The organism is Chitinophaga sp. (genome assembly GCF_036566945.1).
Lineage (GTDB): Bacteria > Bacteroidota > Bacteroidia > Chitinophagales > Chitinophagaceae > Chitinophaga.
The window spans coordinates 1-4,684 of record NZ_DATCVJ010000357.1; the positions used below are offsets into that span (position 1 = coordinate 1).

4 protein-coding genes are annotated in these 4,684 nt (G+C 45.6%); 2 read left to right on the top strand and 2 right to left on the bottom strand.

Annotated elements, in window-relative coordinates; all coding sequences use genetic code 11:
• Both VIP81_RS10555 and VIP81_RS10560 read left to right on the top strand, forming a co-directional pair.
• Nucleotides 1–1,314: M48 family metalloprotease (locus VIP81_RS10555; RefSeq protein WP_331959609.1), on the top strand; the 1,314-nt coding region annotated here is incomplete at its 5' end.
• A 26-nt stretch (nucleotides 1,315–1,340) separates the two neighbouring features.
• The gene (locus VIP81_RS10560) at nucleotides 1,341–2,834 is read left to right on the top strand and encodes a DUF6770 family protein (RefSeq protein WP_331959612.1); all 1,494 of its coding nucleotides are present in this window, start codon (nucleotides 1,341–1,343) and stop codon (nucleotides 2,832–2,834) included.
• A gap of 115 nt (nucleotides 2,835–2,949) precedes the next feature.
• On the opposite strand, the gene VIP81_RS10565 is transcribed toward VIP81_RS10560, so the two are convergent.
• Nucleotides 2,950–3,633, bottom strand: coding sequence for a GNAT family N-acetyltransferase (locus tag VIP81_RS10565; protein WP_331959615.1), 684 nt, complete (start codon nucleotides 3,631–3,633; stop codon nucleotides 2,950–2,952).
• A 69-nt stretch (nucleotides 3,634–3,702) separates the two neighbouring features.
• Nucleotides 3,703–4,684 (bottom strand): ATP-binding cassette domain-containing protein (locus VIP81_RS10570; protein WP_331959618.1); only part of this gene is annotated, 982 nt, incomplete at its 5' end.

Below are 4,684 nucleotides of genomic sequence, written 5' to 3' on the forward strand. Positions count from 1 at the left end.
CAGGATGCCGCCAAAAATATTTTCACTCCTACACCTGTTAACACATCGTACCTGAGTAACCTCTCCGGCAAATTTGAAAAAATCAATAACGATGTCATTAAAAATTTACCAAAGGAAAACAAGCATGCGTACAAAGAGGTGTATGCAATGCGCTGGGCGAATATAAAATCAAAATTCGACGACAAGGAAATTTTCACCTCACCCGTGGCGCAACAATACATAGATAGTATGCTGACCTCCATCATGCTCAACAATCCTATGCTGCAGGCCCGGGATATTCATTGTTATTTTTCCCGTTCGTCCGTACCCAATGCGAGCTATATAGGTCAGGGGATTATCCTTTTTAATATGGGATTATTCCGGCACATGCAAACAGAGGGACAAATGGCTTTTGTGTTGTGTCATGAGTTGGCCCACTACTACCTGATGCATAGTGAAAACAGCATCAAAAAATATGTGACAGACATCAACTCTAAAAACGTACAGCAGCAGCTGCAGGAAATCAAAAAAGAAAAGTACCGGAAACAGGAGCACCTGGAAGCCCTCAACACGGGGCTTAAGTTTGACAGCCGCCGGCATAGCCGCGATCACGAATCTGAAGCAGATTCACTGGGATTGGTATTCCTGCACAATACTCACTTCAATACGGCCGATGCCCTTAGCGCACTGGCATTACTCGATACCATTGATACGGATTCGTTGAACATTCAAGCCTGCCTGGAAAAAATGTTCCAGTCGGCCAAATATCCGTTTCAGTCCCGCTGGTTAGCGAAAAGCGATCACCTGTTGGGTGGTCATGCACAATTTATGCATAATGGCGTGATGGAAGATTCATTGAAAACACACCCGGATTGTCAACTCAGGATCAAAGTACTGGCACCTGCTGTGGCAAATTATACCCAGGAAACGTCCGATACCCGCATTAACCCAGCAAGGTTTGACGCATTGAAAAAAGAGGCCTCCTATGAAACCATCGAGTTTGCATGGGCGAATAACAATTATACCGGTAGTCTTTATGAAACGATTTCGTTACTGCAACAGTACCCCGATGATCCCTACCTGATCAGTCAGACCGGTAAAATACTGAATAGCTGCTACAGTGCCGAAAAGCAACATCATATTGGTGATAAGATCGACTTGCCGGCACCTGGTAATCCGAATTCGTATAACCTGCTGGCACAGTTTCTCAGGAACCTCTACCTGGAAGAATATGCCCTGATCAGTAATAATTATCTCCAGCAATATGCGGCAAAGCTGAATAGCTATGCGCCGTTTCAAAAGGAACTGGCGAAAAGTGTTGCCATCATTCAGTAAAACATTATCCCTAATAAAGCATACCTATGATCAGGAAAATATTGGCATTCACTTGCTGCATGATAATGTTTATCATGGCGCATGCCCAGCGAAAAAAACTAAATTTTGAAGATGTTTCCGGTGCAAGTCTTATTAACACAGGTAAGATTATGCGCAATAATAAGATTACAGGCTCCTACGTATTTGTGTTTAAGGAGCTTATTAATAAAGATACCAGCCGTTACGGCCTGCAGATTTTCGATGAAAACAACCACAAAATAAGGGAATACGGCTTCACCGATGTACCACATATATACGTAAAAGATGCTGCCTCTGCTGACAGTACAACGGCCTTTCTCTTCGGCTTCACTCATTCCCCGAAGATTGAATTAAAAATACTGGATGCATCCGGAAACCTCAAACTTTCTTATACAAAACCTTATCTCAAAGAAGAAGGTACACGACGCATCCGCTCGACTTACATTAACGATGAAGTGTATCAGGGATTGTATGACGCTGGTGCTCATGGCTATGTATTGTTACTGGACCTAAAGTATAAGAGACATACCATTGGCTATGAAGTCAATTATTTTGATACCGATAAAACTTACACCTGGACTTACAGAAAATCACCAGAAGCACATGTCAGGTGCACGGCAGCATTTCTCGCTAAAACCGACCAGCTGATTATGTTCAATGTTAACAGCCAAAGGCGACAAAAATTTTCCACTGCGCTGACAGCGTTTCGTTTTGATTCAGACAAAAAAGCATTTGAGATAAAGGGTACCGAAGAAAAATACAACCTGGTTCCCTCCTTTGTCATTCCGAAAAAGGGTTCGGATTCTATTACGGTAATGGGCTATTATTTTACCGGTACCCGGAATGTAAGGGGAAGACCCAGTAAAGGTATCGGATTTTATGACATCAGCCCCACCGGAAGCATTCTCACCAAAACCTACAACGCCTGGAACAAAGAATTATCCGGCAGTCTGGATGCCAATCGCAAAGGCAAAATAAAAGGACTGGGTTATCTCTTCCTTCATGATATGATTGGTGGACCAGAAGGAAAAATGTTTGTGGTAGCAGAAGGCTGTAAAAAAGCGTTTACTATGGAGACTTTGGCCTTTAAAAGCTATACCACCGACCTGGTACTCCTGGAATTCGACAGCAAATATCATCTTAAACGTAGCAACGTATACGAAAAAGAAAAGCATCTGTTGTCTGTCATGCCGGATTGGCGCAATATTCATACGCAGGGGTATGTATGGAAAAAGTATGGTAGATTTGATTATAGGTTTACATCCGTGTCGGAAGACTTTAAAAATTTCGCCATCTGTTATGAGGATACCCGGAAAGTATCTAAAAAAGAAATCGGCAGCTTTCACATCATTCGTTTCAATGGTTTAAAATTCCGGAACGATGACCTGCCTTTGTTTAAAGATAAAACCACCATCAGCGTATACCCCGCTAAACCCGGTACGCTGATGATTTACGAAAGTTCTCCCAAGGGCACTAAGATGCGCCTGGAAAAAATAAGTTAATACAACTACCCGTTTTTTACCGGAAAGCCGTACGCATGCCAGCGTGCGGCTTTTTCCGTTTACATGAATGGTGGATTATAATAATACCATTCATTCTTCCACAGTAGCAACTAAACTATTTTCGCACGCGCCGGAAAATGATTTCCCTGCGCTGCTCAAATCCCATATGCTCGTAAATACGGATGGCCCGCTCATTCGCCAGGGACACATGCAGGTAGGATACCGTACCAGCCGCCGCATGTTGCTGGCAAAGCCGGTTGATCAGTCTTTGTGCATATCCGCGCCCGCTGTAATCCTTGTGCGTACAAATAGCGCTTAACTCCGTAAACCCGGTGAGCCGCATGCGCTCTCCGGCCATGGCTACCAGGGCGCCCTCCTGCCTGATCCCGTAATAGTTTCCCAGCAAACGGGTGTCTTTATTATAGTAACCCGGCTGCAAACTATTAATCAGGTTAAACATATCTGTTGCATCTGCTTCGCCCAACAATGAAACAGTGATATTTTCATCGTCCATCATCGGGGGCATGCTGCTTTCCAGCACCATTTGTGCGCAGGGCAGCTCATGCTCCACCACCCAGCCTTGCGGAAGCGTGGGCAAATCGCCGATGATAAAAAAAGTTTCCCCTGCATTCATCCAGGGATCCAGTTCTTTTAAACTGTCTGATTGCGTATCACCCACTGCTACAAAGGGGACAATTCCGGGCTTATATCTCTTAGCATGATCCGTTCCCTGCGAAAAATGGGCATGTACACTGGTTAACGCACCCCAGGCGGGGTTGTCTAATACGGTTTCCTTCATGTGGCTAATGTATGAAATTCACTTACATTTCCCGGATGAAAAAACATATTTTTTTAAGTATTATCTGGACTAACCCTGACGGATATACTTTTTCAGGAATACACCGGTGAGCGATGCTTTTTCCTGCATCATCGCCGCAGGCGTGCCTTCAAAAACAACGGTACCTCCCTCCCGTCCGGCTCCCGGCCCCATATCAATGATCCAGTCGGCCTGACTGATGATGTCAAGGTTATGCTCTATCACCATCACGGTGCTGCCACGGTCCACCAGCTTGTTCAGTAACACAATCAGGTGGCCTACATCCGACCCGTGAAGTCCGGTGGTGGGTTCATCCAGTACATAAATATTACCGGTAGTTTCCAGCTGCGTCGCCAGCTTTATCCGCTGCCTTTCGCCGCCGGATAAGGAATCCAGTGGTTGCCCGAGTGACAGGTAGTTGAGTCCTACTTCCTGTAAACGCCGCAATATGATGCGGGCTTCTTCTTCCTGAAAAAATTCCAGGGCTTCCTCCACGTTTAACTGCAGTACCTCGTCAATACTTTTGCCCCTGAATTTATAACGTAGTACTTCCGGCGTAAAGCGTCGTCCATGGCATACTTCGCAGGTAGTGACGATATCGTCCATAAAGGCCAGATCCAGCGAAGTCACACCCAGCCCTTTACACGCCGGGCAGGCGCCGGCGGAATTAAAACTGAAAAGTCCGGCGCTGACGTTATTACTTTTTGCAAAAAGATGACGGATAATATCTGCTATCCCGGTATAAGTGGCAGGATTGGAGCGTATAGAACCTGCCAGGGCGCCCTGATTGATGCAGATGGTCTCCGGGTACAAACGCGGTATCATGCCGTTAATCAGGCTGCTTTTGCCCGAACCGGCCACGCCTGTCACCACTGTTAAAACACCTTTGGGAATATCGACGCTTACGTTTTTCAGGTTATGCAGCTTTGCATGGCGGATAGCGAGACTATCTTTCCATTTCCTCACCACCGGTTTTACGGGTGTTGGTTTCCGGAGATAGGTACCGGTCAGTGTACCCGATGTCAACAATCCT

Excerpts from the sequence above, each read along its gene's own strand:
- VIP81_RS10560 (WP_331959612.1), top strand. The coding sequence starts at position 1,341 with ATGATCAGGAAAATATTGGCATTCACTTGCTGCATGATAATGTTTATC.
- VIP81_RS10565 (WP_331959615.1), bottom strand. The coding sequence starts at position 3,633 with ATGAAGGAAACCGTATTAGACAACCCCGCCTGGGGTGCGTTAACCAGT.